19 protein-coding genes are annotated in these 26,124 nt (G+C 52.0%); 3 read left to right on the plus strand and 16 right to left on the minus strand.

The features are described 5' to 3' along the window. The first annotated feature begins 8 nt into the window (after positions 1-8). Entirely contained in the window at positions 9-1,787 is a 1,779-nt protein-coding gene (locus ACYVH9_RS14580; protein ID WP_460637092.1) for a RagB/SusD family nutrient uptake outer membrane protein, read from the plus strand. Positions 1,788-1,864: 77 nt separating this feature from the next. Next, positions 1,865-3,079, plus strand: a complete 1,215-nt coding sequence (locus ACYVH9_RS14585; RefSeq protein WP_460637093.1) for a purple acid phosphatase family protein — start codon at positions 1,865-1,867, stop codon at positions 3,077-3,079. Between the two features lie 95 nt (positions 3,080-3,174). Here ACYVH9_RS14585 and ACYVH9_RS14590 read toward each other — a convergent pair whose 3' ends face one another. From ACYVH9_RS14590 to ACYVH9_RS14610, 5 genes are all read right to left on the minus strand, one after another. Beyond that, positions 3,175-4,272, minus strand: coding sequence for a spore photoproduct lyase family protein (locus tag ACYVH9_RS14590; protein ID WP_460637094.1), 1,098 nt, complete (start codon positions 4,270-4,272; stop codon positions 3,175-3,177). Between the two features lie 208 nt (positions 4,273-4,480). Then, positions 4,481-5,923 carry a RagB/SusD family nutrient uptake outer membrane protein gene (locus ACYVH9_RS14595; RefSeq protein ID WP_460637095.1) on the minus strand — a complete coding sequence of 481 codons (1,443 nt, stop codon included), beginning with the start codon at positions 5,921-5,923 and terminating at the stop codon, positions 4,481-4,483. Positions 5,924-5,935: 12 nt separating this feature from the next. Next, entirely contained in the window at positions 5,936-9,538 is a 3,603-nt protein-coding gene (locus ACYVH9_RS14600) for a SusC/RagA family TonB-linked outer membrane protein (protein ID WP_460637096.1), read from the minus strand. Next, on the minus strand, positions 9,535-10,557 hold the full coding sequence (locus ACYVH9_RS14605) for a FecR family protein (RefSeq protein ID WP_460637097.1): 1,023 nt from the start codon (positions 10,555-10,557) through the stop codon (positions 9,535-9,537). The genes ACYVH9_RS14600 and ACYVH9_RS14605 overlap by 4 nt, the downstream gene beginning before the upstream one ends. Positions 10,558-10,649: 92 nt before the next feature. Beyond that, positions 10,650-11,255 carry an RNA polymerase sigma factor gene (locus ACYVH9_RS14610; RefSeq protein ID WP_460637098.1) on the minus strand — a complete coding sequence of 202 codons (606 nt, stop codon included), beginning with the start codon at positions 11,253-11,255 and terminating at the stop codon, positions 10,650-10,652. Positions 11,256-11,438: 183 nt separating this feature from the next. On the opposite strand from ACYVH9_RS14610, the gene ACYVH9_RS14615 reads away from it, so the two are divergent. After that, positions 11,439-11,765 carry a nucleotide pyrophosphohydrolase gene (locus ACYVH9_RS14615; RefSeq protein WP_460637099.1) on the plus strand — a complete coding sequence of 109 codons (327 nt, stop codon included), beginning with the start codon at positions 11,439-11,441 and terminating at the stop codon, positions 11,763-11,765. Between the two features lie 95 nt (positions 11,766-11,860). On the opposite strand, the gene ACYVH9_RS14620 is transcribed toward ACYVH9_RS14615, so the two are convergent. From ACYVH9_RS14620 to rfbB, 11 genes are all read right to left on the minus strand, one after another. After that, the gene (locus tag ACYVH9_RS14620) at positions 11,861-13,222 is read right to left on the minus strand and encodes a M20/M25/M40 family metallo-hydrolase (RefSeq protein ID WP_460637100.1); all 1,362 of its coding nucleotides are present in this window, start codon (positions 13,220-13,222) and stop codon (positions 11,861-11,863) included. A 204-nt stretch (positions 13,223-13,426) separates the two neighbouring features. Then, complete coding sequence (lpdA, locus tag ACYVH9_RS14625; protein ID WP_460637101.1) at positions 13,427-14,827, minus strand: dihydrolipoyl dehydrogenase; 1,401 nt, start codon at positions 14,825-14,827, stop codon at positions 13,427-13,429. Positions 14,828-14,956: 129 nt separating this feature from the next. Then, a complete protein-coding gene (odhB, locus tag ACYVH9_RS14630; RefSeq protein WP_460637102.1) occupies positions 14,957-16,576 on the minus strand; it encodes a 2-oxoglutarate dehydrogenase complex dihydrolipoyllysine-residue succinyltransferase in 1,620 nt (539 codons plus the stop codon). A gap of 55 nt (positions 16,577-16,631) precedes the next feature. Next, complete coding sequence (locus tag ACYVH9_RS14635) at positions 16,632-19,391, minus strand: 2-oxoglutarate dehydrogenase E1 component (RefSeq protein WP_460637103.1); 2,760 nt, start codon at positions 19,389-19,391, stop codon at positions 16,632-16,634. A 251-nt stretch (positions 19,392-19,642) separates the two neighbouring features. Further along, a complete protein-coding gene (locus tag ACYVH9_RS14640) occupies positions 19,643-20,320 on the minus strand; it encodes a response regulator transcription factor (protein WP_460637104.1) in 678 nt (225 codons plus the stop codon). Between the two features lie 12 nt (positions 20,321-20,332). Further along, the gene (locus ACYVH9_RS14645) at positions 20,333-21,142 is read right to left on the minus strand and encodes a sensor histidine kinase (RefSeq protein ID WP_460637105.1); all 810 of its coding nucleotides are present in this window, start codon (positions 21,140-21,142) and stop codon (positions 20,333-20,335) included. Positions 21,143-21,254: 112 nt separating this feature from the next. Beyond that, positions 21,255-21,941 (minus strand): hypothetical protein, encoded by a 687-nt coding sequence (locus ACYVH9_RS14650; RefSeq protein ID WP_460637106.1) that lies wholly within the window; start codon positions 21,939-21,941, stop codon positions 21,255-21,257. An 18-nt stretch (positions 21,942-21,959) separates the two neighbouring features. After that, positions 21,960-22,358 carry a hypothetical protein gene (locus ACYVH9_RS14655; protein ID WP_460637107.1) on the minus strand — a complete coding sequence of 133 codons (399 nt, stop codon included), beginning with the start codon at positions 22,356-22,358 and terminating at the stop codon, positions 21,960-21,962. A gap of 878 nt (positions 22,359-23,236) precedes the next feature. Beyond that, complete coding sequence (locus ACYVH9_RS14660) at positions 23,237-23,671, minus strand: hypothetical protein (RefSeq protein ID WP_460637108.1); 435 nt, start codon at positions 23,669-23,671, stop codon at positions 23,237-23,239. A 423-nt stretch (positions 23,672-24,094) separates the two neighbouring features. Continuing rightward, the gene (gene rfbA / locus ACYVH9_RS14665) at positions 24,095-24,955 is read right to left on the minus strand and encodes a glucose-1-phosphate thymidylyltransferase RfbA (protein WP_460637109.1); all 861 of its coding nucleotides are present in this window, start codon (positions 24,953-24,955) and stop codon (positions 24,095-24,097) included. A 109-nt stretch (positions 24,956-25,064) separates the two neighbouring features. Next, the gene (rfbB, locus tag ACYVH9_RS14670) at positions 25,065-26,123 is read right to left on the minus strand and encodes a dTDP-glucose 4,6-dehydratase (protein WP_460637110.1); all 1,059 of its coding nucleotides are present in this window, start codon (positions 26,121-26,123) and stop codon (positions 25,065-25,067) included. Between the last annotated feature and the right edge of the window lies 1 nt (position 26,124).

A 26,124-nucleotide genomic window follows, 5' to 3' on the forward strand; every position in this document is an offset into this window, starting at 1 on the left:
TCCTCCCCATGAAAAAACTAGCCAAAACGATAACCGCTTCTTTTTTAATCCTGATGCTCTCCGGAACGATGTCGTGTCAGGACGATTTTCTGGAACGCAAACCGCTCGACGCCATCAGCGATGTGGACGTGTGGAACGACCCGGCCCTGGTTGAAGCCCTCGTGAACGATTTTTACGCCCGCATCTGGGACCCGTTCCGCGATGACTGGAAAGTGATGCACACCGCCGTGACCGACGAAGGCATGTACATCCGCGATAAAGGGACCGATGTGATTGTGAAGGGTACGCTGACGCCCGAAAACATGGGATCACTAACCCAGTTTGGCCGCTGGACGGACTATTACAAGAATATCCGGAACTGCAACACGTTCATGGCCCAGATTGCCAGCGTCCCGTTCAACGACGAAAAACTGCGCCAGCGGCTGACCGGTGAAGTTTATTTTCTACGCGCTTATTATTACTTTAACCTGGTCAGTTACTGGGGTGGGGTACCTCTCTTCAAGGAAAACTTTGACCTGAACAACAAAGACGGTATGCTCATCGAGCGGAGTTCATTTGCCGACTGCGTGGCGGCTATTCTGGCAGATAGCGAAAAAGCCATCGAGTTACTGCCCGAAACGCACACCAGCGACAATACGGGCCGCGCGACCAAATTTTCGGCTATGGCGCTGAAATCCCGCCTGTTGTTGTATGCCGCCAGCGATCTGTACAATAAACCGGGAAACACGAACCCGCTGGTTGGTTACACCGATGGGAATCAAACACAACGGTGGCAGACCGCCAAAGCCGCAGCCAAGGCGCTGATCGACAAACCCGGTCCGCACAAACTCTATACACCCACCGACTCGGCGGCCGAAAACTATTCACGTATTTTTCTGGACAATCATAACCCGGAAATCCTATTTGCCAAGCTGCACAACAAGCAGTTGAGCGGGACGTCCGTCGATCTGTGGAACGGCCCGAACGGTTATCACAACTGGGGTGGCAACGTACCGCTGGAAGAGTTTGTCAGCGGATACCAGCTCCGCAATGGCAGCGCATTCAACTGGAATAATCCGGCGCAGGCAGCACAGCCCTACGTCAACCGCGATCCTCGTTTTTACGCATCCATTCTGTACAACGGTGCCCCCTGGCGAACCCGCCCCGCCGACGCGGCTGCCTCCGATCCGGTTGGCATTATCCAGACGGCCAACGTCGAACGCTGGAACAACGCCACCGGTAAAGTGGAGGTGGTGCCGGGCGTCGATACGCGCAACAGTCCGGTTGAAAACTGGAATGCCACCACGACCGGTTATTACACCCGGAAGTTTCTGGACAAAAACGTCGACGGGCAGTTTTTCCGGGGCGACCAGCCCTGGATTATGTTCCGGTTCGCCGAAATTCTGCTGAACTACGCAGAAGCCTCTCTTCGCCTAGGCGAAGAAGGGGAAGCGCGTACGTACCTGACGATGATACGCAAACGGGCCGGAATGCCCGCTGTGGCCGCATCGGTCAGCGGGCCAGCCCTGCTGGATTTGTACCGGTATGAGCGGAAGTACGAACTAGCGTTCGAAGGGCACCGGTTTTTCGATGTCCGGCGCTGGGTGATTGCGGAACAAACGCTCAACAAACACGCTACCGGTATTGAGATTCTGGGCAAACTAAATCCCGACCGAACCACGCATACGTATCAATACAAAGTAGTGCAGGTCGCCACGCGGGCCTTCAATCCGAAGGTTTACTTTTCCCCGATCCCGGTGGCTGAAATCCGGAAGAATGCAAAGTTAGTTCAGAATCCGCTGTATTAATTGCCGGTTTCGGGCCGTGTTGTAACTTCGCCATGCGGCCCGAACTCTTTCATTCATACTTACTTTACTGCAAAACCATGCCCTTTAACCGACGAACTTTCCTTGGAAAAGCAACCCAGCTTGGTGCGCTGAGCGCCCTCACTCCTACGGCTTTTGGGGCAGTGGGCCAGCCTGCAGACGAAAAAAATGCGTTTGTGACCGGCCCCTATCTGCAAAACGTTAGCCAGACCGAGGCAACGATCATGTGGGTCACGCGTAAAAACAGCCTGAGCTGGGTAGAATACGGTGCCGGTATGCATTTGAGCCTGAAAGGGTACCGCTACCGCAATGGTCACATTGAGGCCAACAACAAGATCAACAAGATTACGCTTAAGGGCCTGAAACCCGGAACTACCTACAAGTACCGCATTGTCTCTTCGGAAATTCTGAACTTTCACCCCAGCAAAGTCGACTATGCAGAAGCCATTAAAAGCCCGACGTATACGTTCAAAACACCGGGGGTGAACGACGAGGAGGTAAAGCTGGTCATTTTCAATGACATTCACGACCGGCCCCAGACCATCCCCTACATGCTGTACCGGCACGGGTACACCGGCAACAAACCGGATTTCGACTTTGTCGTTTTCAACGGCGACTGCTTCGATAATGTCAATACCGAACAGCAGGTTTTTGATCATCTGCTCAACCCCGCTGTCGACATTTTTGCGAAAGAAATCCCGTTTATTCTGACCCAGGGCAACCACGAAACCCGGGGGGCTTTTTCGCGGAATATCCCGGACTATTTTGCGTATCCAACCGAAGAATATTACTACGCTTTCACGCAGGGACCCGTTCGGTTTGTGGTGATGGATTCGGGTGAAGACAAAACGGATGATAACTGGGAATACGGCGGATTGGCAGCTTATGATCAGTACCGCATTCAGGAACGGGCCTGGCTCGAAAAGGAAATTGAATCTGAAGCGTTCAAAAAAGCGCCGTACCGGGTAATACTGATTCACATTCCGCCGTTCCATTCCGGCGACTGGCACGGGCCGCTCCACAACCGCGAACTGTTTGCGCCCCTGTTTGCAAAAGGCAAGGTCGATTTGGTCATTTCGGGCCATACGCACCGATACGGAGTTCACAACCCGGATGCCACACATCCATACCCCATCATTATCGGCGGAGGACCACTGGAAGGCAACCGTACGCTGATGAAGCTGCACGCCAATTCCAAAGAGCTCAACCTACGCATGATCCGCGACGATGGCGAAGAAGTTGGGAAATATTCGGTAAAAAAAAACCGGACCTAAGCAGTTGAGGTGTCACTCAACAGAACGAAAAAAGCCCGGCGGTCGCCGGGCTTTTTTTATGTGAAGCAGACTTCTTCTACCGGATTAAAACCGTATCAGGTCCAATACAGGATGGGTGCAGTAGGGAAGCGTTTTTGCCACTCATCGTAAAAAAAAGATCGGAGCGCAATCATTTCTTCCGGTCGGTAAACGTATTTGATGCCCCCAAACTTATTCCGCTTCTGGCTACGGTTTGCTTCATTCAGGTCCAGGCTACTGTTGGGATACCAGTTCTGCAAAACCTCTTTGCTGCCCCCGGTAAACCGGTGCGTAATAAACTCAACCGTCAAATCACAGTTGAAATCCAGCGCAATTGCCAGCCGGTCGAGCAGATCCGTGTAGTGTCCACGCCAGTTTGGGATGGGCATGATGGGGGCCAGTACTACCCCAACCGGGTAACCGCCCCCATCCCATTCGTGCGGTAAGGCCAGCTTTCGCAGGGCCTGCAAACGAGCTTCGAGGTTGGCTGTACCGCCTTCGAGCCGCCGGGCAATGACGTCGGCGTTCAGACTCACCCGGGCGCGGGTCCGGTTGTTGTGCGGCAACTTGAGCAACGAATCAACCTGATCGTACTTGGTCACAAACCGTAGCTGCGTCTCCGAACGGTTTCCAAAATACCGGATACACTCGGCCAGACTGCCCGTCAGGTGCTCAATACCAATCACATCGGTATAGCAACTCACTTCAAACGTGGTCAGTTTGTTCGGCTGTTCGTAGGCCGCTGTGTTTGTGAGCAGTTGCGGCAGGTTCGCAAAAACGCGCGTTACCGGTGGCCCCTGCAAACTCCCCGCCAGGTAGCAATACTGGCAGTGGGCCGGGCAGCCTTCGGCCAGGTTCATTTGCCAGTCGGCCGATGGGGGAATCGGTTGCAGCCGAAACGCCCCCGGCGGAGCCTTCACAACCGCTAAGGTGGTTTTGGCATTGCGGTAGGTTTCGCGTTCGTCGGCCCCGCGCAGCCCCGTGATCCGGTTGTTTTTTAGAATCTCAACGGGCAAGTCCAGATTCATAACCCGCTCATAGATTTGCTGGCCAAACGGTTCTTCCAGCGCATCGGGGGTGAATAAAACGCGCCGGGGCATCCACAGCCGGGAGGTTAACGAATGGGCAAAATCCGCCGATTTGGGGTGAGTAGGAAGAACGTGTTGAACAACCATTGAAACATATTTGGTCTTAGTAGTAGAACACTTCCCAGCCGTTTATAATTCAAAAAACAACGAAAATAACCACCAATAACTAACTGAAAAACAGACACTTAATCCACATTCTATTTATACCTCTCAAAAAATAAACTCACGAACCACCCACAAAAAACGGGAACTATTTACCATAGTCCCCGTTTTCCACTACCTGAGTCAGTTTGTATTAATACCCCGGATTCTGGGTAATTTTCGATGAGTTAATATCGATCTGGCTCTGCGGAATGGCAAACACCAGGTTGTTTTCGGTCAGGTTAGTTTTGATACCGATGGCTGCGGCTTTAGCCTGAAGGATGGGCAGGGCACGACCCGTCCGGACCAGATCAAACCAGCGGTGCCCTTCGAAAGCCAATTCAATGCGCCGTTCCTGCTCCAGTGCCAGGCGCATGGTTGCCTGCGTTCCGGCGTCGGCAGCGGTTTTGGCGGCCAGCCCGGCCCGTGTGCGAACCCGGTTCAGGTACGGCTGCGCATCCGCCGTTCGACCGCTTTCGTTCAGGGCTTCGGCATACATCAGCAACACATCAGCGTAGCGCAATACTGGCCAGTTGTCTTCCGAATCACCGTTAACCACCGGTGCATCCCGGTATTTCCGAACGAAATTATAATCCACTCTCGCTCCGCTGGCGTTCGTATAACTGGTGGCCAGTGAAACATCTTTCCGCAAATCGCCCGGTTCGTAAGCCGCAATCATGTCCGGTGTAGGCTGGTTGTTTCCTCCTCCTCCAAACTGAATCACAGCATTGCCAGAGTTTTCGGGCGCATAAGCGTTGGCAAAACCGCTGCCCTCACCAATGCTCCCTTTTTTATACTGCACATCAAAAATCGACTCCCTGTGATTCTTGTTTGATGCCTGAAAAACACTGGCGTAGCTCGGCAGCAGATCGTACGTTCCGGCATCGATCACCTCCTTCAGCTTGGTGGCAGCTTCGGTGTATTTCTTCTGCGTCAGATGCACCTTGCCCAGCAATGATTTGGCAGCTCCGCTCGTAGCCCGGCCTACGTTAGCGCCGGTGTACGTGGCAGGAAGCGCGGTTTCGGCTTCCGTCAAATCCTTGGTAATCTGAGCGTAAACATCCGCAACCGGCGCCCGGCCATATTCATACCCTTCCTGCGGATCAATGATCTCCTTCACCACCAGCGGCACCGCGCCAAAAACCCGGACCAGGTTGAAATACATCAAGGCCCGCAAAAACTTGGCCTCCCCAACGATTCGGGCTTTCAGGGCTTCGTCCATTGTGACGCCCGCGCTGCGGTCGATGATGGCGTTGCAACGGTAAATGCCCCGATACCCGTCGCTCCAGCGGGTAGCCAGAAACGGATTGGTGGTGCGCAGGTAAAACTTATCGAATTCGTCCTGATCCGTTACCGAGCCCGACAAAACCGGCCGGGTATCATCCGACGGTATTTCCGAGACCACGTAGTATTGACCGTACTGGCCATTGAACTGAAGCGCTCCGTAGGCACCGTTCATCGCATTCAGCAAATCGGAGCTGGTTCTATAAAAGGTGGCAGTGCTGGCCTGCGAAATGGGTGACAAAGCCAGAAAATCTTCTTTACAGCTCGTCAGCGCCATACTGAGGAGTGCCACAAGCAAATATTTTCGTTTCATGGATGTTCGGAATTAAAGACCAATGTTGACACCAATCGTATACGTGCGGGCAATGGGATAGCTACCGTAATCGACACCACCGGTCAGCGGAGCTTCGTACCCACTCACTTCCGGGTTGTAGCCCAAGTACTTCGAAATCGTCAGGGCGTTCTGAATACCGCCGTAGAGACGCAACGTTTGCAGTTTAGCGCGTTGAACCAACGTCCGCGGCAGGTTGTAGCCAATCGTAATGTTCCGAACCCGGAAGTAGCTACCGCTTTCGACCCAGCGCGACGAAATCGCGTTGTTGTTCCCCGTTGTGCGCGTATTGGCGCGGGGCGTTATGCCATCTCCGGGTTGCTCCGGCGACCGCCAGCGGTTCAGAGCGGTGGTCAGCGAGTTGGCGTTGCCTTCGAGGTTTTCGTAGAACCGGCGCGACAGGTTCAGAATGCTCGACCCCTGCACACCCTGCACCACAATACCCAGGTCAAAGCCTTTGAACGAGAACGTGTTGGTCATCCCGTAGATAAAATCGGGCTGGTTGTTTCCAATCAGTGTCCGGTCGTTGGCATCCACTTTTCCGTCGCCGTTCACGTCTTCGTACTTCACGTCACCGGGTTGCGAATCCGCAAAGTGTGGGTACGAATCCAGGTCGGCCCGGTCGCGGAACACACCAATTTGACGATATCCGTAGAAGCTTCCCAGCGGGTGACCAATCATGGTGATGTTGGATTCTCCTACACCGGTTCCGCTGCGGATCGGATCGCCCGTGGGCCCGAGAGCCAGTACTTTATTGCGGTTGAACGAGAAGTTCAGATCGGTTGTCCAGCTAAACTCCCCGGTCAGGTTGCGGGTATTCAATGCCAGTTCCAGCCCTTTGTTTTCTACTTTTCCGATGTTCTTCACGGCGGTTGAGAAACCGGTCAGCGTTGGTACCTGCACGGCCAGCAACAAATCGGTGGTGATGCGTTTGTAGTAGTCGGCCGTCAGGAAAATCCGGTTGTTCAGGATGCCCAGTTCCAGACCAATATCAGTCTGACGGCTCTTTTCCCAGGTCAGGTTATCGTTTCCGATCGTGTTCACGGCCAAACCGTTCGCCAGCGCGTTGCCCAACACATAATTGTCCAGACTCAGCAAACCGATGGATGGGTAGTTGGTCGAAAAGGCATTGTTTCCCGAAATACCGTAGCTCGCTTTCAATTTCAACTCCGAAATGACGCGGCTGCTTTTCAGGAAGGATTCTTCCGACACCCGCCAGCCGACCGAAGCCGAAGGGAACGTCCCCCACCGGTTGTTGGCCCCAAACCGCGACGAACCATCGCGCCGGATGGACGCATTGAACAGATACCGGTCATTGAACGAATAGGCGACCCGGCCAAAATACGACGCCAGTGACCACTGATCCCGGATGTTGCGTGATGCCGTTTCACTATTATTAATGAGGGTTCCGGCGTTGATGGTCCGGACCAGGTCGTTCGGGAAGTTATTGGCATCGGCCCGGGTGCGTTCAAAATCGTTTTTCTGACTCTCCAGACCGACCAGCACCTCCAGCCGATGATTTGTGGCAATCTCTCTCTGGAAGGTCAGCGTGTGGTTGGTTACCCAGTTCAGTTCCTGCGCGTTTTCCGCGAAAGCCGAGTTAGGCGTCGGGGGTAGCAGCTGATTCAGGGGCAATGCCGACGTTCTGAACTGGTTTTGCCGCGTCTGCCGGACATCAGCCCCGATGGTTCCACGGTACATGACGTCAAACGGCAATTTGATTTCCGCGTACGCATTACCCAGCAACCGGGTTGTCCGAACCTGATTGTCCACTTCGTAAATATTGGCAACGGGGTTGGTAATGCCCGGCCAGTCGTACGGAGCCGCGTAATACGCCTGCGAGTTGTACACGGTTGTGCCCGGCTGGTAAATCGGGATGAACGGCGGCAGGCTCAACGCCGAGTTGATGATCCCGTTGTCGGCCCAGTGCCGATCCGTATTAACGCGTTTTTCGACCGAAACAGACGGGCTCAAGCTCATTCCCAGTTTCAGGTAGGACGTCATCTGGGCGTCAATGTTGGTACGAACCGTATACCGATCGATGCCTGAATTCTTAACAATACCGTTCTGTTTCAGGTAATTACCCGACACCATGTACTGCACTTTATCACTCCCGCCCGAAGCTGACAGCTGGTAGTTGCTGATTGGAGCGTTCTGAAAAATCATATCCTGGTAATCGTAGGTCGGCAGGCTGCCCGGATCATCGAAGTTAACGCCCGCAAACTCACCGCGCGGATACCGATACCGTTGTCCGGCCGGGCGGGCGCTGTTGGGATCGGTAATCTGCGCGCCCGTTACCCGCTGAAGGTACGCATTGTTGAAAGCTTCTTTCGAAAACTCCGCGTATTGCTGAGAATTCAGCATGTCCATTTTTTTTGTCACCTGCTGGATCCCCGTATAATAATCGAAGTTCAGCCGGGCCTGTCCAGACTTACCACGTTTTGTGGTTACCACCATTACTCCATTGGCTCCCCGCGAACCGTAGATCGCCGTTGCTGAAGCATCTTTCAGAATATCTATTTTATCGATATCATTCGGATTCAATAGGTTAAGACCTCCGCCATTGGCCAGATCGCCCGAGTTCAGCGGTTGCCCGTCGATCACAATCAGCGGCCCATTTCCGGCACTGATCGAACCCAGACCACGAATTTTGACGGATGGGCTGTTGCCCGGAGCGCCCGTATTCTGCTGAATCAACACCCCCGGCAAACGCCCCGTTAATCCTTCTACAATGTTCGGAACGGGCTGATCTTTGATGGTTTTGGTACTGATCGACGCAATGGAACCCGTCACGTCGCGCTTCTGCTGCGTACCGTAACCCACCACGACCACTTCGTTCAGCGTTTGATCCGACCCTTTCAGAACCACATTGATTGTCGACTGGCTACCAATCGGAAATTCCTGGGTCGTGTAACCGATAAAACTAAAAACCAGCGTACCGCCCTCGTTCGGAATTGCAATGGTGTAATTTCCCGTTGCATCCGTGGTGGTTCCACGCGTTGTTCCTTTCAGTGCCACGCTAACGCCCGGCAGCGCTTCCGCGTTTTCCTCGGCCGTTACGCGGCCCATGATCCGCCGTTCCTGGGTGGTCACTTCCAGCGTTTGCCGGATGGTCAACCCCGTCGGAAGCGCCGTACTCGCGCGGTCATCGGGCAGAGACACCGACCGGGATTGCAGCAACTGGTTATCGTCTAATGACGGCAGCCCCGAATTCAACTGGCTCGTTGCCTGGTCGGCTTCGATGATAACGTAATATTGCTCGTCTACTTTCCGGTAAGTCAGGTTGTTGGGTTTCAGGACCGCTTTCAAAACCGTTTCGCGATCAGACGAAACCGGCAACGGCATGCTAACGGTTTTGTCGCGCAGTGTTTTCCGCTGGAAGGCAAATTTGATCTGGTACTTTCGTTCCAGCTCCTGCAATACATCAGACAGCGTACGAACCGTCGGGTTGGCCACTCGGCTGGCCCGGGAAATCTGCTGGGATGGCTGAGCGGACTGGTGCACTGACGACGACGCCAACATCTGTGCTTGGGCCGTGGTTGCCACACACCACACGCCCAGAATCGCCCATCGAATCATAGGTAAGGGGTTAGTCATTGTTTTTGGTTGGCTAAAATGATTTGTTTTTCTTGTTTTTTCACTTGTAAGCTAAACGTCTCGGCCAGCAGCCGAAGCAATAAATCAGGCCGGTTGGCTGGCACGGTACCGGTAAATTCTTCGTTGAGCAAACGCTCATCCGGAATCAAAACCGTTAGCCCATACTGGTCTTTAAACCGCTGTACAATATCACGGAGCGTTTCGTCTTCCAGTAGGAGCAGATTGGATCGCCAGGCTACATAATGGTCGGCATCAACCCGTTTCCGCCGAATGGTGGCCTGACCGTTCGTGGCTTCTACCATATCGCCGGGCTGCATCATCAGGGCCGGTTGTTGCGGCAAGGCCACCTTTACTTTTCCTTCCTGCAACACCACCTGCGTTCGGGTTCGGCGGGTATTGACGTTAAAACGGGTCCCCAGCACTTCTACATCAGCCGCGCCGGTGTGAACCACAAAAGGCATTCGTCCGCCCGACGGTTTTTTGTTGACATCAAAAAACGCTTCCCCCGTTAGCCGTACTTCCCGGCGTCCTTTTTCCTGCCAGTTTCGGGCCATCTCCAGCGTTGAATTGGCATTCAGGGTGACAACCGTACCGTCCGGTAACGTAAGCGTCTGAATCTGTCCGTAAGTCGTCTGGTACTGAATTGAAGCCAGATTGCGTTCATAATACCACCATCCCAACCCAGCCAGCAACACAGCGGCAACCGCAGCAGCATACCGATAGAAGGCGGGGCGAAAAAACGTTTGTGTCGGTTCGGACCGAAGGCGTTGCTGCTTCTGCCGAAACCGTTGAAAAGAAGCTTCGACCGCAGCATCAGGTGCATCCTGCCAGATTGCCTCTAGCCCGATAACGAGTGCCCGGGCCTGCTCAATGGTCGTTTGCTGTTGCGGATAAAGTGCTCTGACCGAATCCCAGAATCGATTTTGCTCCGGTGTCGGAAACCGTATCCAATTCCGGAAATCAGGGTCACGGGCCAATTCAATGGCTTCAAGCGTTGCGTAGTACTCCAGCGGTTTCATGCCGTATCAAAAGGTCATCAACCGTAAGAGAAGGCTAAGGCAGATTTGTAGTATGAAAAAAGGAAATTTTTGCAAAAAATTTTTGAGCGCTCCTATTTGAACAATCCAAAGCACCAGAACAAAACCGGCCAATGGGTTTCCAGCCGTTTCCGGAGCGCCAGTAATCCCTTGTAAATCTGTGTACGCGCGGTGTTGTAGGTAATACCCATCACGGAGCAAATCTCTTCGTAGCTCAGGTCCGTAAAATAGCGGAGATACAGTATTTCCTGCTGCCGCGCCGACAAGGTCTGAAAAGCGGAATGAATGTGCGCGTGCTGTTCCTGATTCAGTACCTCCTCCACCAGCCGGTCTTCTACCGAGGGTTCGGCAGGGAGCAGATCAAACGGTTTTTCCATCTCCACATCGGTGGCTTGGCGCTGCTGATCGCGGAGGATAGTTACCAGCCGGTTGCGGAATACACGCAGGATATAGAATTGGACTGACTGGGGTTGTGCCAGGGTTCGCCGGTAGTTCCACAGCTCAATGAACACGTCGTGAATGGCGTCTTCGGTAGTTTCGGGATCAGCCCCAAACCGCCGGCCATAATTGGTCAGATGGCGGTAATACGTTGAATACAAAGCCGCAAAGGCCGACTCGCTTCCCTCCCGGAAGGCGTTCCAGTGCATCAGGTCATTGGTAGAGTCAGGTCGGCGGTTCATCGGCGGGCAGTCCACAAACAGCAACGGTTGTGAGTAAGCAAACTTACGTGTTTCCCGCAAAAATTGGTATTTTTTGCCGATTAATTTGCGTTGCTTTCGCTGTATGACAACGGATTACGCATTCATAACAAAAGCGTAGTTTTGTATTCCAACTGGCTAAAGGCCGTTCATCATTCTTACAACATGACCTTACACGAAGCCCAAAACACCGTCGACGAGTGGATAAAAACCGTCGGTGTTCGTTATTTCAACGAACTGACTAACATGGCCATGCTCACCGAGGAGGTCGGTGAAGTAGCCCGCATCATCGCCCGTCGTTACGGCGAACAATCGGAGAAAGAATCAGATAAAAACAAAGACCTCGGCGACGAGATGGCCGACGTGCTCTGGGTACTGCTCTGCCTCGCCAACCAGACCGGCGTTGATTTAACGGCGGCTTTTCAAAAGAACCTGGAGAAGAAAAATATTCGCGACGCAACCCGGCATCTGAACAACGAGAAGTTGAAGTAAAGCGGTTGGTTTGCGGAGATGAGCGGAGTAAAAGGGAGGTAATCAGAAAAGAAATGTCGATGAACTTTTCTGATTACCCCGCGAAGCTATTTTTCTCATAAACCGTACTGGTCCAACAAATAGACCAAAGCCGTCATTGAAGCCGCACCCAGTTCCAGTTCGCGCTTGTTCACGCCTTCAAAGCGGTCAATACCGGCGTGGTGAACGTCAAAATACCGTTGCGAATCGGGCTTAAAACCAAACAAAACCGTACCGAGCTGCGCCAGCGGCCCAATGTCCGCTCCGCCCGAACCGGCACCGATTTCGTGCAAACCGTACGGGGCCAGCAGCCGTTTCCACGGCATCACCTTTGCGCGTTGTTCCGGCGTTCCGACAATGCCAAATCCACGGGGTGTAAAACCACCATTGTCCGACTCAACGGCGGCAATGTGCTTTTCGTTGTTCTTTTTGGCGTAATCGGCGTACCCGATTCCTCCCCGCAAACCGTTTTCTTCGTTCATAAACATCACCGCCCGAATAGTTCGTTTCGGCTTGATGCCAAGTGCCTTCAAAGTCCGCAGCACATCGATGGATTGCATGCAGCCAGTTCCGTCGTCGTGGGCGCCCTCACCAATATCCCATGAATCGAGGTGGCCGCCCACCACAATGATTTCGTCCGGCTTTTCAGATCCTTTGATCTCGCCCACTACATTGTAGGATTTGGCATCGGGCAGGCTCTCGCAATTTTGTTTGAAGTAGAATGTCAGATTCGGGTTTTCTTTCAACGCCTTGCTGAGTCGTTCGGCGCCGTTGGTGCTGATCGCAGCCGCCGGAATCAAGGGCATGCCCGTCGCATAGCGCAGGCTACCGGTATGGGGGTTATCGTCCATCGCCGTGGTCATGGACCGAACGATGGTTCCCACGGCACCGAGCTTGGCGGCTTCGGTGGCACCATTCCCGCGTTGATCGACTGCTCCGGCGTAGGCTTCGAAAGTATTCAATTTCGTCGGGTCCATCGGCCGGTTGAAAAAGACGATCTTCCCTTTCACTTTTTCCGAACCCAACGCCCGCAGTTCCTGAAAGTTTTTTACTTCAATAACCGGCGCTTCGATTCCCTTTGGCGGAGTGGCTACCGAACCGCCCAAAGCCGCGATCGGTACGGTTATTTTTTGCTTTCCGTTCTGAATATAGGCCACTTCTTTTGCTCCCCGTACCCAGTGCGGCACCATAATCTCCTGCAAAAATACCCGATCGAATCCTTGCTTTTCCATCAGTTCCTTCGTCCAGTCAACGGCTTTCTGCGCCCCGGCCGAACCGCTCAGACGCGGCCCAATCTGCTTGGTCAGGTGTCGCAGCCACTCGTATGATGGACTGTTGGTCAGCACCTCGTTATAAATTTTGCGGATCGTTACCGAATCGGTCGATTGAGCGTACACACCTGTCGTAAACAGGCAAAGGAGTAGTAGCAGTTTTTTCATCGCATAGGGGGATATACTAAAAAACAGAAACCCCGCTTTATTTCCAAAGCGGGGTTCAAAAACATCTGATAAGTCCTATCGAATACTACCTAATTCCTATTCAGAAAACGGGTTGCGGTGTTGCGGCCAGAATCACGCGGAGACGTCCGGCGATACAAATCCGGAACAGCGAGCGAATACGGCTCCGGTAACCGAATACCGTTATTACATATGAATCGCCCGGTTTTCGGTGGCGGCCAGACAGGCTTCCTTGATGGCTTCCGTGTACGTCGGGTGGGCGTGCGAAATCCGTCCGATGTCTTCAGCCGAGGCTCGGTATTCCATGGCCACCACACATTCGGCGATCATATCAGCCGCGCGGGCACCGATGATGTGCATCCCCAGAATTTCGTCGGTTTGCTTATCCGCCAGCACTTTTACCAACCCGTCTAGATCCATCGAAGCACGGGCACGGCCCAGGGCTTTATACGGGAACGAACCGACTTTGTAAGCCCGCCCCTCCTGCTTCAGCTCCTCCTCGGTAAAGCCTACGCTAGCCACTTCCGGCCAGGTATAAACCACGCCCGGAATCAGCCGGTAGTTGACGTGCGGTTTTTGTCCGGCCAGGGTTTCGGCCACAAATACGCCTTCTTCTTCGGCCTTGTGGGCCAGCATGGCTCCGCGAATCACATCCCCGATGGCATAAATATTGGACACTTTCGTCCGCAAATGGTCATCCACTTCAATGCGTCCGCGGTTGTCGACGGTCAGGCCAGCGGCTTCCAGGTTCAGCCCGTCGGTATACGGACGGCGACCCACCGAAACCAGACAATAATCACCTTCCAGCGTAATCTGCTCCCCTTTGGCGTTGTCGGCTTTTACGGTAACGCCCTCGCCGGTGTTTTCTACACTGGTTACTTTATGACTGAAGTAGAAGTCGGCTCCCAGCTTTTTAACGGCTTTTTGCAGCTCTTTCCCCATCGTTTTGTCCATCGTCGGAATCATTGAATCGGCAAATTCAACGAACGATACTTTCGAACCGATCCGGGCGTAGACTGAACCCAGTTCTGCACCAATGACACCGGCCCCGATCACAATCAGGTGCTTCGGTACTTCCTGCAAAGTCAACGCTTCGGTAGACGTGATAACGCGTGTTTTGTCAAGCGGCATCGACGGAAACGTCGCCGGTTTGGACCCGGTAGCGATGATGAAGTTCTTGGCCGTAATCTGTTCTTCACTGCCGTCGTCCTTCTTCACCTTCAGGGTGTTGGCATCCACGAACGAACCCAATCCCTGATGAACCGTAATCTTGTTCTTCTTCATCAGAAACGAAATACCGGTTACATTGGCTTCCACCACCCCTTCTTTCCGTTTGATCATCTGGGGTAGATCAACCTGCAAATCGTTCAGCTTTATACCATGTTCGGCGAACGTGTGGGAAGCATTGTAAAAGTGTTCCGATGAATCCAGCAGTGCCTTTGAGGGAATACAGCCGACATTGAGGCACGTGCCGCCCAGGGTTTTGTATTTTTCTACAATGGCCGTTTTCATGCCCAACTGGGCACAACGAATGGCAGCTACATAGCCGCCCGGTCCGGAGCCAATGACGATGACGTCGTATTGCATAAAATGGTAGATCTTTTTGCCAGTAAATTGCTATATACAATTGTAGGACGGACTATAAATTCGTCCCTGTCTACGAGCAGTTGTTGCCTGAAGCCAGGACGATTTCACAATCCGTCCTACTCTATTTACTTAAACGCCCAGTAAAATCCGTGCCGGATCTTCCAGCAGTTGTTTCACCCGAACCAGGAAGCTCACGGAGTCTTTCCCGTCAATGATGCGGTGGTCGTACGACAAGGCCACGTACATGATCGGGCGAATGACGATTTCACCGTTGATAACCACCGGGCGCTCCACGATGTTGTGCATACCCAGAATAGCCGACTGCGGTGCGTTGATGATCGGCGTCGACAGCATCGATCCGAATACACCACCGTTGGTAATCGTAAACGTTCCACCCGACATTTGCTCAATCGTCAGTTTGTTATCCCGCGCCAGCCCCGCCAGCCGGATAATTTCTTTCTCGATACCGGCAAAGTCCATGCTTTCGGCGTTTCGCACTACCGGCACCACCAGCCCCCGCTCCGTCGAAACGGCAATGGAGATATCACAGAAATCGTTGTAGACGATCGAGTCGCCGTCGATCATCGCGTTTACGTTCGGGAAGTCCTGCAAAGCAATGCAAATTGCCTTGGCGAAGAACGACATAAAGCCCAGCCCGACCGCGTGTTTTTCCTTAAATTTGTCTTTGTATTTGGACCGCAAGTCCATAATCGGCTTCATGTCAACCTCGTTGAAGGTTGTCAGCATAGCCGTATCATTTTTCACGGCCACCAGGCGCCGGGCGATGGTTTTACGAAGCGAGGTCATCCGCTCACGGCGTTGCCCCCGATTGCCATCACCCGAAACTGGTGCTGGAGCCGGAGCTGCCGCTGCCGGTTTCGATGGAGCCGCTGGTTGCGGAGCAGGAGCGGTTTTTTCAGCCTTCACCGCATCGTCCTTGGTTATTCGTCCACCAATACCTGTGCCGTTAATATCTTTCGGGTCAATGCCTTTTTCGGCCAGAATTTTGGCCGCAACCGGTGATGGATGGTTGGCCGCATAACCATGCTCGGCGGATTGAGCCGCTTCCGACTGAGGAGCGGGTTGCTGGGCTGGAGCCGATGGTTGTTGCGCCGGTTGGGCAGCACCTGCTCCTACTTCAATCCGGCAGATAACCGCGCCAATCGCCAGCGTCGCCCCGGCTTCGGCTACAATCCGCAGGGTTCCGGCGGCTTCCGACGGCAGTTCAAACGTGGCCTTGTCGGATTCGAGCTCACACAGCACTTCATCCAACTCTACCTTGTCACCGTCTTTTTTATTCCAGGAAGCGATCGTTACTTCCGTAATCGATTCGCCCACTGGCGGTACTTTCATCTCAACTACTTTCGCTTCTGATTCTTTTCCGGATGCCGACTCAGCAGCCGGTTGGGCTGGTGCTTCCGCTTTTGGCGCTTCAGCCTGCGGAGCGGCTGGTTGTTCTGCCGGTTGAGCCGGAGCTGGAGCGGCCTCTTTAGGCGCAGCACCGTTCGACGCTTCGGCCGATTCGATGGTACACAGTACCGCCCCAATTGGCAGTACGTCGCCTTCCTGGGCCATAATGTGCAACACGCCGTCGGCTTCCGCCGGGAATTCAAACGATGCCTTATCCGATTCCAGTTCGCACAGCACTTCGTCTCTTTTTACCGAATCACCCTCTTTCTTGTGCCACGCGCCAACCGTTACTTCCGTAATCGACTCCCCAACCGGGGGTACTTTCATTTCTATTGCCATTTTATCATAGTTTTCAGTTGTCAGCTATCCGTGAGTTCATGATAACTGTAAAACCTTATTCAAACGCCCGGCGAATGATATCAGCCTGCTCCTGGCTGTGCACTTTCGAATAACCGGTTGCGGGCGATGCACTATTTTTCCGGGTGATGCCGCGTAATTTCAGATCCAAAGCTGAACGCAGCAAATACGTCCAGGCTCCCATGTTGGACGGTTCTTCCTGAACCCACACCAATTCGGCATTCTTGCTGTAGCTGGCCAGAATAGCATCAAGCTGCTTCTGCGGGAATGGATGTAACTGCTCCAAGCGAACAATAGCAACGTCTTCACGCTTATCAGCCTGTTGTTTTTCGAGCAATTCGTAGTAAATCTTACCCGTACACAACAGAACGCGTTTCACTTTCTTGCTCGGTGCGTATGTATCCGGCAACACTTCCTTGAACGTACCTTTGGTAAGGTCTTCCAGCGGAGAAACTACTTGTGGATGACGCAATAAAGATTTTGGTGACATAATCACCAGTGGCTTGCGGAATGGCCAGGTCAGCTGACGGCGCAAAATATGGAAGAAATTGGCGGGCGTGGTTACGTTGGCCACCACCATATTATACTCGGCCGACAATTGCAGGTACCGCTCCGGACGGGCATTGGAGTGTTCTGGCCCCTGGCCTTCATAACCGTGCGGCAACAGCATGACCAGGCCGTTCATCAGTCCCCACTTCGATTCGCAGGATGATACAAACTGGTCAATGATCACCTGTGCCCCGTTGGAGAAGTCTCCAAACTGCGCTTCCCAGATGACCAGCGCGTGCGGAGCCGCCATAGAATACCCAAATTCAAAGCCCAACACACCGTATTCCGACAACAGCGAGTTGTAGATCTGCATCTTCTGCTGACTGCCTTCGATGTGGTCGAGCGAGCTGTATGATTCGTTCGTTTCAGAATCGTGCAGAACGGCATGGCGGTGCGAGAACGTTCCGCGCTGCACATCCTGACCACTCAGGCGAACGACTTTATTTTCGGACAGAATGGAGCCGTAGGCCAGCAACTCGGCGGTTCCCCAGTTGACCTGTTTTGTCTCAAACAGCATCTGCCGACGATCTTTCAGCAATTTATCGATCTGCTTCAGGGGTTTGAAACCGCTCGGAATCGTCACCAGCGCATTGCCAACTTTCTCCAATGTTTCCATCGGAACGCCGGTTTCGGGCGACCGGTCAAAATCGGCTGGCTCGCTGACCCGCAACTCCGCCCACTCCCGGTCCAATCGGAGCGGTTTATACGGAATTTCGGCTTTTTGCTTCACCATGTCGAGTCGGTCCTGCAATTCCTTCTTGAACTCAGCATCCATCTTCGACGCCAGTTCGGCATCCACCTCTCCGCGTTCGATCAGACTTTTGTTGTAGATCTCGCGCGGGTTGGCATGTTTGTCAATTTTGCTGTACAGCGTCGGCTGCGTGAACTTCGGCTCATCGGATTCGTTGTGGCCGTACCGACGGTAGCAGACCATATCGATAAAGACGTCCCGATTGAATTTCTCGCGGAACTCAATGGCCAGCTTCGCGCAGAAAATAACTGCTTCCGGATCGTCACCGTTAACGTGGAAAACGGGTGCATCCACAATTTTGGCGACATCAGAACAATAGATTGACGAACGGGCGTCTTCAAAATCGGTTGTAAAACCGATCTGGTTATTGATCACAAAGTGGAGGGTTCCGCCGGTCTGGTAACCAGCCAGCTTGGCCATCTGTGTTACTTCATACACGATGCCCTGCCCGGCTACAGCCGCATCCCCGTGGATCAAGATCGGCAGGATTTTATCGTAGTTGCCGCCGTACTCCTCGTCGGCCTGAGCCCGAACAAACCCTTCGATAATCGGGTTGACGGCTTCCAGGTGCGACGGGTTCGGGGCGAGCTTCAGGCTAATCTGTTTGCCCGACGAGGTTTCGACCAGGCTGGAATAGCCCAGGTGGTATTTTACATCGCCGTCGCCGAATACCTGATCGGGCACATTTCCTTCAAAACCGCTGAAAACGGCTTCGTACGATTTGCCCAGGATGTTGACCAGTACGTTCAGACGACCCCGGTGAGCCATTCCGATCATTACTTCTTCAACGCCCAGTTCTCCAGCGTAATTGATGATGGCGTCCAGGGCCGGAATGGTTGTTTCGCCCCCTTCGAGCGAAAACCGTTTCTGGCCGAGGTATTTGGTATGCAGGAAGTTTTCGAAAACCGTTGCTTCGTTCAGCTTCTTCAAAATCCGCTTTTTCTCTTCCAGCGTCGGATCGAACACCAGTGCTTCTTTTTCAATCTTATTCCGCAGCCAGTTCTTTACGTCAATCTCCCGGATGTACATATACTCGAAACCGATGGTTCCGGCGTATATTTTCTCCAGCGATTCCATAATTTTCCGCAGCGAGCTGGGCCCAATGCCCAGCAGATTGCCAGACTCAAAAACCGTATCCAGATCGGCTTCCGACAAGGCATAATCTTCCAGACTGATCCGGGGGTTGCGGTCTTTCCGATCACGGATCGGATTGGTTTTGGCCAGAAGGTGGCCGCGCGACCGATATGCTTTGATCAAACTTGCAACCGAGACTTCCTTTTCAGCGTGCTTGGTGTCGATAACGGGTTTTGTAGTTGCCTGTTCGTCGCTTCCGTGGCCGTTGCCGTTACCACTTTCGCCGTACGATTGAGAAAATTCAAAACCTTCAAAAAATTTTTGCCAGCTTCCATCTACCGAGCCCGGGTCCTGTTTATAAGCCCGGTATAAATCGTCAATGTAGGCTGCTTCAGAGTTAGCTATATACGAGAATCTGTCCATAATTCGGGATCACCCATGTTCGATTGGCAAAGTTAAATGATTCAAATAGAAAGATTGTCTACTATTTATTCAATTCTTTACGAATCCACCCAGGTTTTATTTTGCTAACACGGCAGAAGGTAAATTAGTTGAAAAAAAGCGAATAAGACCGTGCGGACAGCGCCTAAAAACTAAAGCGGAAAAAAGGAAAAGAAGCCGCCACTGCCTCTTCTGCCTTTCTTCCGCCTGGGTTGTCTTTTCAGGGTCTGGTATTAGTTACTGACCAGGTTATTTTTGAAGGCGTAAGCCACCATGCCTGCCGTGTTTTTAGTCCCGGTTTTTTCCAGAATTCGCAACCGGTGCCCTTCTACCGTACGCGGGCTCAGAAATATTTTTTCGCTGATCTCGGCAGTCGACAGTCCTTCACAAATCAGCTTAAGCACTTCCTTTTCTCGTTCCGACAACAGCACCTTACTATTATATAACGTTGTGGTGGTGGTAGCCGACGGTTTAATAACGGTTGTTTTGTTCACCATTTTTCGGTGCATCACTTTCGACACAAAGTCATTCAGGTATAAACCATCGTCCATCACGCGGTGAACGGCTTTCTCCACTTCATCCAGATCCGCGTCTTTCAGGACATAACCGCTAACGCCTTTTTCGAGCAGGTGCAGCACAAAGCGGTCTTCATCGTGCATGGTCAGCATAATAATCCGGACATCGGGATGGTTTTCCCGGATGTACTCCGTCGTGGCGATGCCGTCCATTACCGGCATCTCCAGATCCAGCAGCACCACGTCGGGCATCCGACGAGTCAGCTTTTCGATCAGTTCCTGGCCGTTGCTGGCTTCCAGCACCAGTTCAAAATCCGGCACCTGACTCAATACCGAAGCCATTCCTTTCCGGAACAGATTATGATCGTCGGCGAGGGCAATTTTAATTTTTTTCATGGTCAGGGTTTGTTAAACGGGTTCTACTTCTACCTCCACTTCCGGTTTCAAATTGCGAACCTGGATGTGTATCCGGGACCCCCGGCCTTCCTCCACATCAAATGTAACATGCCCGTCGATGACATTCAACCGGCTTTCGATATTACGGAGCCCCAACCCGCGCTTTTTATCTTTCATGATTTCGTCCAGATCAAACCCGCGACCATCATCAATGACCGACAGCAGAATACCACCGGGCTGGCAGTGCAGATCAATGATAATGCTCTGGGCGTTGGCGTGTTTGATGGCGTTGTTGATTAGCTCCTGCGCAATGCGAAACAAGGTCAGGTCCAGTTGTGGCAGCAGGGTTGGCATTTTGTCGGAGCACGTCAGTTCAACGTGCACTTCACCGTTGCTGGCTTTCTCGGCCAGTTCTTCCAGTGCCGAGACCAGCCCAAACCGTTCGAGGGTAGTTGGCACCAAATCCCGGCTGATGCGCCGGACGTTGGCAATGGTTTCGTCTAAAAGCGAGCGGGTTTTCTGCACCAGAACCGTAGAGCCGGGGTCGTTATGTTCCACGGTTCGGCCCAGTTGGTTCAGACTCAGCTTGGTCACCGACAACATCGTGCCGATCTCATCGTGCAAATCCTGGGCAATGCGCCGACGTTCGTGTTCTTGGGCCTGAAGCGTAGCCGCGAGAAGCCCTTTGCGGTATTTCTCCTGCCACTCTTTCAGGATCAGTTGCTGGCGGATTTGTTTTTGCTGGTAATAAGCGACGAAGACGATGATGAAAATCGCCATCACCAACAAAACGGCCGTTCCGACGGCAATATATAATTTCATGTCCTCGTTCACAGCGAACCCGAAGCGAAGTACATTCCCATACACGGGGAATTATGATCAATCAATTTGGCGAAATATAAAACTCCGGCACCACTTCCGCAAGCGCCATGTATTAAACGGTTAATCCGTCTCCAAGCCGAAATTCCCGGCGACGAAGCCAGAAACCGATCGACAGAACCACGTAGAAAAAAGCCGTAAACCATCGGACGATGGTAATGTAAAGCGCGTAACTGCCGTTCGAACTCAGGTCTCCTAACGTTACTTTCACAAACAGAAACACAAATAAAGTACCGGCGGCATGAACAATGGCTCCGGCACTAATCCAAAACATGGCATGAATCAGGATATTCTGTATCTGCATTTTGGTCAGAATGTGATGAAAATACAACAGGGTATACAAAATCATGATCAACCGCTGAACACCCAGGGTCACCCCCGCAATGTGCGTCCAGCTGAAATCGTAAACAAACACCAGCAGATACAGGCCCAAACCTGTCAGCACGATGGTCTGGTTTTTCTTCGATTTCAACTCAAGCCGGTACGCTGCCGTCAGGCAGAGCATTTCAACCAGTGAATTTAAATTATAGAGATACAGATTATTTTGCCGGAAGGCCGCGTCATGCAGCTGTACCAGACCGATAATAAACGACGAAACCAGCATCCGGAGTAACCACCGGCCTGGTTTGTCCAGAAAACTATAATTGACCAGACCTGCTCCGATCGCAATCAATAAAAACAGGTCTGGTAAAAATGAATCCGGATATTCCAGTATTAACGTAATATAGGGGTGATCAATCATACAATGGATTTGGTCCTATCAGCCTCCCTTACCTTTATTACACTCGGGCGGGCATAATGGGCCATCGGCCAGCTGTCCGTCCTGCCCTGCGGCCATATCTTTCATGCCAATTTCGGCCGGAACAGCCAGCTCCAGAATCTCCTCCCCGTTTTCATCCACGCCCACCAACACGACCCGGGGCACGAGGTGTTCGGTCCCGTTTACTTTTTCCCGGCGCTTGGCGTGGTACACCCGGATACCAACGCAACCGGGCTGGCTCAAAATCCGTTGCAGGTTATCGCTGCCAAAAAACTCGGAGCGAACCGTATCCGATTCCGGAATCTGTTGTTCTTTTTTGCGTTTCTGATACGCACCTTTAAAGTCATTTGCTTCATCTTTTGAAATGAAGCGACCGGCACCGCTGGCAATTCCACTCATGATCAAAAAGAGGTTTTAATTAAATAAATGTGATTTGTAATCATTGGCCAAAAGTGCATAAGCTTGTTGAGGAAAGCAATTAACATTGAGTAAACGGAAGCCCAGTGCACCCTCAATCTCTTCAATAGCTAAAAGTTAGAAGTCGATTACGGATTAGACTAATAGAAGAAGTACGGTCTATATTATCCATTATAATTATTAAAGTCTTTTTTACTAACCCAAATACCGATTAAAGAAAATACACAAAAAACGATATACATGATTTGATTCATGTTCCAGTATAAATCAAACAAATTGGCCTGTGTATTGATTGACAAGCCGTAGTTTGCAAAAAGATAAACAAAGAAAGTTCCCGTGAACTGAATAATCAATCCGCTACTTATCCAAAACAAGGAATGCCATAATATATTTTTTACGTTTAAATCTTGCACTAATTGATTAAAATAAAACAAAACGACTACTACTGAATAAGCCCTCGAAACAGAAAGTACCCCTGCGGACAAATTATTACTACTCCAAAATAAGCAGCATACTAAAAGTGTAAGAAAGGCAACATATTTAACTATCATTCTAACAATCACTTTATTGAAGTGAGGTAGAAAGACCAGGCATATAAACACGATCTCAAAAAATGCCGAAGCATTATAAAGAAATAGATTATTTACCTTTCTAATCGCATATACATTAGAAGTAAAGTCTCTAAATATAATTATAAAGAAATATAGAACTAGCAGCTTTACTCCTCTTTTCAAATATTTTAAATTGATAAGCCCTGCTATAAATGGCAATAAGCTTATCAATTCGGCAATTAAGTCTAATGGGTGTTGAATAAAAATATCGTAAAGTCTCTGGAGCATTTCGCCACGACCAATAAATTCTTAGCAATGTTGCGGACAAGGGACTCCACCTGCCAATGCATCTCGTCCGGCGGGCATATCTTTCAGACCAGTTGGGTCGTTTACATCGGCAGCCGACTCGCTTTTATCGTCCGGATCACGGGTGAGGTTACCCAGAAAGATATCTTTTCCTCTTGAGTTAACAGCCGCCAACACCAGCTGTGGCTTGGGTTCACCGTTTTCATCCTTCTCTTTCCCCAGTCCATAATAAATCCGGATGCCAACGCAATCGTCATACCCCAATAGCTCGTTAAGCCGGTTGATGCCAAAAAACTCGGCGCGGGTGTAGGAATCTTTGCCCGAACCATGCTTCTCTTGCTTATACTGACGGAAACGGCGGGTCAGCGTTTCAGCATCCCGGTTTCGGATGAAGTTACCCACATCGCCCCGGAACGGTTCTTTTGAGTCGTCTGTCATGATTTTATTGGATGATTTCACGTTTGATTGATCCAAAATAGAAAGCGAGGAGGGCAATAGCAAGGAGAAGAAACATTCAATAGTACAACAACTATCTGAAATACAGAGAATTAACAATACCAAAACAAGTAGAACTACGCAGCTAAATACGGAGAATCCCTTATCCTTACCGGTAAAACGCCTTTTTTTATGAACAGGGAATTTCTTATTTAATTTTCTTAGTAAATTCCCTGCACATTTGAAGAGAGTTGGCAATTCCTTCCCAAAGGATGAGCCGATTTTCTCATCTCATAGGTTAGGTTTGGAAAAGGCCAGGACGTTGTCCAGGCTTTTTTTTTGCAAGAAGAGCAAGAAAAGAGAGGAAAGAACGAGGAGAAAAAAGAGGGAAGCAGACGGTTTCCGTTTCCTTCCCTCCCAGCTTTTTTATTTCAACAAATTCAGCAAATACTGTCCATAGCCACTTTTGACCAGCGGCTGGGCAATGGCCCGCAGCTGATCAGCATCGATGTAGCCCATCCGGTAGGCCACCTCCTCAATCGAGCCTATCTTCAGCCCCTGACGCTCCTCAATCACCTCCACAAACTGACCCGCCTGCATCAACGACGCAAACGTGCCCGTGTCCAGCCACGCCGTGCCCCGGTCCAGAATCCCTACTTTCAGCTTCCCCCGCTCCAGGTATACCTTGTTCACATCCGTGATCTCGTACTCGCCCCGCGCACTCGGCGCCAGCTCCCTGGCGATCTTGACCACCTCATTGTCGTAAAAATACAAGCCCGGCACCGCATAGTTCGACTTGGGATCCTGCGGTTTCTCTTCAATCGATAACGCCTTGTTCTCTCCGTCGAACTCCACCACCCCGTACCGCTCCGGATCGTTCACCTTGTAGGCAAAAACCACGCCACCATCCGGGTCGTTATTGGCCTGCAACAGCTTCGACAAACCCGAGCCGTAGAAAATGTTGTCCCCCAGAATCAGCGCCACTTTGTCATCGCCGATGAACTCCTCACCGATCACAAACGCCTGCGCCAACCCATTGGGCAGCGGCTGTTCGGCGTATGCAAACGTGCAGCCCACCTGCGAACCGTCGCCCAGCAGCTTCTTGAAATTGGGCAAATCGTGCGGAGTGGAGATAATCAGAATCTCGCGAATGCCCGCCAGCAGCAGAATCGACAACGGATAATAAATCATCGGTTTGTCGTAAACCGGCATGAGTTGTTTGCTGACGGCCAGCGTCAACGGGTGCAGACGAGTACCGGAACCTCCGGCCAGAATGATACCTTTCATCGTTTTGAATCATACGGGAAGAAGCACATGATCGACCCAAGGCCTGGCTGCGCAGAAGGCAGAAAAGGGCGCAGCCAGGCCTTGGGTCAATCATGTACTCTTCACACTATTAGCGGTTTGCGTACATGGAATCGTAATACGACTGATACGAGCCGGAGGTCACGTTGTCCAGCCACTGCTGATTGGCCAGGAACCAGTCGACGGTTTTTTCCAGGCCCTCTTCAAACTGCAGCGAGGGCTGCCAGCCCAGCTCATTCATCAGCTTGTGGGCATCGATGGCGTAACGCAGATCGTGCCCCGCCCGGTCGGTCACGTAAGTGATCAGCTGAGCCGAAGTGCCCGCGGGCCGCCCCAGCTTGCGGTCCATGATCGAACACAACAGGTGCACCAGGTCGATGTTTTTCCACTCGTTGAAGCCCCCAATATTGTAGGTCTCCCCGTTGCGGCCGTCATGGTAAATCGTATCGATGGCCCGGGCGTGGTCGATGACGTATAGCCAATCCCGTACGTTTTCCCCCTTGCCGTACACCGGCAGCGGTTTGTTGGTCTGGATGTTGTGAATCATCAACGGAATCAGCTTCTCGGGGAAGTGATTGGGGCCGTAGTTGTTCGAGCAGTTCGACAGCACGATGGGCAGTTGGTACGTATTGCCGTAGGCCCGCACAAAGTGGTCGGAAGCGGCCTTGGAGGCCGAGTAGGGCGACTGCGGATCGTAGGGGGTGGTTTCCACGAAGAACTCCTCGGGGTTGTGCAGCGAGCCGTAGACCTCATCGGTCGAGACGTGGTAGAAGCGTTTGCCGCTGAAGTCGGCTTTCCAGCTAGTTTTGGCGGCATTGAGCAGGTTGACGGTGCCCACCACGTTGGTCAGCACGAAGGCCATAGGGTCGGTGATCGAGCGGTCGACGTGGGACTCGGCGGCCAGGTGAATCACCCCATCGAAAGTGTGCTGACCGAAGAGTTGTTCCAGAAACGCGGCATCGGTGATATCGCCTTTGACGAAGGTGTAGTTGGGGGCCTGTTCAATATCGGAAAGATTGGCAAGGTTACCGGCGTAGGTCAATTTATCCAGGTTGACGATCTGATAGTCTGGATACTTGGTCACGAACAACCGAACGACGTGTGAACCAATAAAGCCGGCTCCGCCGGTAATCAGAATCTTTTTTGACATA

The organism is Larkinella harenae, assembly GCF_054780515.1.

Excerpts from the sequence above, each read along its gene's own strand:
- ACYVH9_RS14610 (WP_460637098.1), bottom strand. The coding sequence starts at position 11,255 with ATGAACCGCCGACCTGACTCTACCAATGACCTGATGCACTGGAACGCC.
- ACYVH9_RS14650 (WP_460637106.1), bottom strand. The coding sequence starts at position 21,941 with ATGATTGATCACCCCTATATTACGTTAATACTGGAATATCCGGATTCA.
- ACYVH9_RS14635 (WP_460637103.1), bottom strand. The coding sequence starts at position 19,391 with ATGGACAGATTCTCGTATATAGCTAACTCTGAAGCAGCCTACATTGAC.
- ACYVH9_RS14660 (WP_460637108.1), bottom strand. The coding sequence starts at position 23,671 with ATGACAGACGACTCAAAAGAACCGTTCCGGGGCGATGTGGGTAACTTC.
- ACYVH9_RS14580 (WP_460637092.1), top strand. The coding sequence starts at position 9 with ATGAAAAAACTAGCCAAAACGATAACCGCTTCTTTTTTAATCCTGATG.
- ACYVH9_RS14640 (WP_460637104.1), bottom strand. The coding sequence starts at position 20,320 with ATGAAAAAAATTAAAATTGCCCTCGCCGACGATCATAATCTGTTCCGG.
- lpdA (WP_460637101.1), bottom strand. The coding sequence starts at position 14,827 with ATGCAATACGACGTCATCGTCATTGGCTCCGGACCGGGCGGCTATGTA.
- ACYVH9_RS14600 (WP_460637096.1), bottom strand. The coding sequence starts at position 9,538 with ATGACTAACCCCTTACCTATGATTCGATGGGCGATTCTGGGCGTGTGG.
- rfbB (WP_460637110.1), bottom strand. The coding sequence starts at position 26,123 with ATGTCAAAAAAGATTCTGATTACCGGCGGAGCCGGCTTTATTGGTTCA.
- rfbA (WP_460637109.1), bottom strand. The coding sequence starts at position 24,955 with ATGAAAGGTATCATTCTGGCCGGAGGTTCCGGTACTCGTCTGCACCCG.
- ACYVH9_RS14615 (WP_460637099.1), top strand. The coding sequence starts at position 11,439 with ATGACCTTACACGAAGCCCAAAACACCGTCGACGAGTGGATAAAAACC.
- ACYVH9_RS14605 (WP_460637097.1), bottom strand. The coding sequence starts at position 10,557 with ATGAAACCGCTGGAGTACTACGCAACGCTTGAAGCCATTGAATTGGCC.
- ACYVH9_RS14590 (WP_460637094.1), bottom strand. The coding sequence starts at position 4,272 with ATGGTTGTTCAACACGTTCTTCCTACTCACCCCAAATCGGCGGATTTT.
- ACYVH9_RS14595 (WP_460637095.1), bottom strand. The coding sequence starts at position 5,923 with ATGAAACGAAAATATTTGCTTGTGGCACTCCTCAGTATGGCGCTGACG.
- ACYVH9_RS14620 (WP_460637100.1), bottom strand. The coding sequence starts at position 13,222 with ATGAAAAAACTGCTACTACTCCTTTGCCTGTTTACGACAGGTGTGTAC.
- ACYVH9_RS14645 (WP_460637105.1), bottom strand. The coding sequence starts at position 21,142 with ATGAAATTATATATTGCCGTCGGAACGGCCGTTTTGTTGGTGATGGCG.
- ACYVH9_RS14655 (WP_460637107.1), bottom strand. The coding sequence starts at position 22,358 with ATGAGTGGAATTGCCAGCGGTGCCGGTCGCTTCATTTCAAAAGATGAA.
- odhB (WP_460637102.1), bottom strand. The coding sequence starts at position 16,576 with ATGGCAATAGAAATGAAAGTACCCCCGGTTGGGGAGTCGATTACGGAA.
- ACYVH9_RS14585 (WP_460637093.1), top strand. The coding sequence starts at position 1,865 with ATGCCCTTTAACCGACGAACTTTCCTTGGAAAAGCAACCCAGCTTGGT.